This window comes from Kitasatospora indigofera (assembly GCF_014655955.1).
In the GTDB taxonomy this organism is placed as follows: domain Bacteria; phylum Actinomycetota; class Actinomycetes; order Streptomycetales; family Streptomycetaceae; genus Kitasatospora; species Kitasatospora indigofera.
On sequence record NZ_BNBO01000133.1, the window covers coordinates 1 to 1,875 of the forward strand.

The window sequence follows — 1,875 nt, forward strand, 5'->3', positions numbered from 1 at the left end:
ACCGCGCAGGCCTTGAACTCGGGTTGGAAGGAGAGCGGGTCGACGGCGTCGTTGGTGACGGCGTTGACGGCGAGGTACTCGCCGAAGAGGTCGTTCCAGTGGAAGGGCGCGAAGCAGTTGCCGGGGCGGACCCGGTCGGTGACGACGGCGGGCAGCACGGCGCGGCCGCGCCGGGAGGCGATCTCGACGTGGTCCCGTTCGGCGATGCCGAGCCGCCGGGCGTCCTCGGGGTGCAGTTCGACGAAGGGGCCGGGGTTGAGCCGGTTGAGCCTGGCGACCTTGCCGGTCTTGGTGAGGGTGTGCCACTGGTGCTGCAGGCGGCCGGTGTTGAGGACGAAGGGGTAGTCGTCGTCGGGGAGTTCGGCGGCGGGCAGGTGCGGGCGGGCGAAGAACTGGGCGCGGCCGCTCGGGGTGGGGAAGACCAGCCGGGGCCGGGAGCCGTCCGGGTGCTCGGCGAGGCCCTGGCTGACACCGTCGTTGAGGTAGCGGACCGGGTTGCGGTCCGGGCCGCCGGGCGCCGCCGGCCACTGCACCGGCACCTCCCGCAGCCGCTCGTACGTCACCCCGCGCAGGTCCCAGCCGGTCCTGGGGTTCCAGGCCCGCTTGATCTCCTCGAAGACCTCCTCGGCACTGCCGTAGCTGAAAGCCTCGGCGAAGCCCATCTCGCAGGCCACCCGGGCGATCAGCTGCCAGTCGGGGAGGGCCTGGCCGGGCGGGTCGATCACACCGGGCACCAGGGTGAGGTTGCGCTCGGAGTTGATCATGACGCCTTCGGACTCGGCCCACAGGGTGGCGGGCAGGATCACGTCGGCGTAGGCGTTGGTCTCGGTGTCGGTGAAGACGTCCTGGGTGATGACCAGGTCGGCGGCCTCCAGGCCGGCGATGACGGTGCGGCGGTTGGCGACCGAGGCGACCGGGTTGGTGCAGATGATCCAGCAGGCCTTGATGTCGCCGGCGGCCATCCGCTCGAACATCTCCACGGTGCCGCGCCCGACGTCGGTGCGCAGGGTGCCGGGCGGCAGGCCCCAGAGGTCCTCGGTGAACGCCCGGTCGGCGTCCACCAGCACCGAGCGCTGGCCGGGCAGGCCGGGGCCCATGTAGCCCATCTCGCGGCCGCCCATGGCGTTGGGCTGGCCGGTCAGCGAGAGCGGCCCCGACCCGGGGCGGCAGATCGCCCCGGTGGCCAGGTGCAGGTTGACCAGCGCGTTGGTGTTCCAGGTGCCGTGGGTCGACTGGTTCAGGCCCATCGTCCAGCAGCTCGTCCACTCGCCGGCCTCGCCGATCCAGCGGGCCGCCAGCCGGATGTCCGCCTCCGCCAGGCCGGTGATCTCCGCGACCCGGGCCGGCGGGTAGTCCGCCAGGAACGCCGGCATCGCCTCCCAGCCCTCGGTGAACTCCGCGACGAACTCCGGGTCGGTGTGCCCGTTCTCCACCAGCAGGTGCAGCAGGCCGTTCAGCAGCGCCAGGTCCGTGCCGGGCCTGATCTGCAGGAACAGGTCCGCCTTGTCCGCGGTGGCGTTGCGCCGCGGGTCCACCACGATCAGCTTCGCCCCCGCCGACCTCACCCGCTCCGTCATCCGCAGGAACAGGATCGGGTGGCAGTCCGCCATGTTCGCGCCGGTCACCAGGAACACGTCCGCACGCTCGAAGTCCTCGTACGACCCCGGCGGCCCGTCCGCACCCAGCGACAGCTTGTAGCCCGTGCCCGCCGACGCCATGCACAACCGCGAGTTCGACTCGATCTGGTTCGTCCGCACGAAACCCTTCGCCAGCTTGTTCGCCAGGTACTGCGCCTCGACCGACATCTGCCCCGACACGTAGAACGACAACGCGTCCGGCCCGTGCTCCTCCAGGATCGCCCGCAACCGCCGCGCG

Annotated in this window: 1 protein-coding gene; it reads right to left on the reverse strand. The window is 71.7% G+C overall.

Going from position 1 to position 1,875, the window contains the following annotated elements; all coding sequences use genetic code 11:
- The coding region (locus tag IE329_RS39770; RefSeq protein WP_190215947.1) for a molybdopterin oxidoreductase family protein at nt 1–1,875 on the reverse strand (1,875 nt) is incomplete at both ends.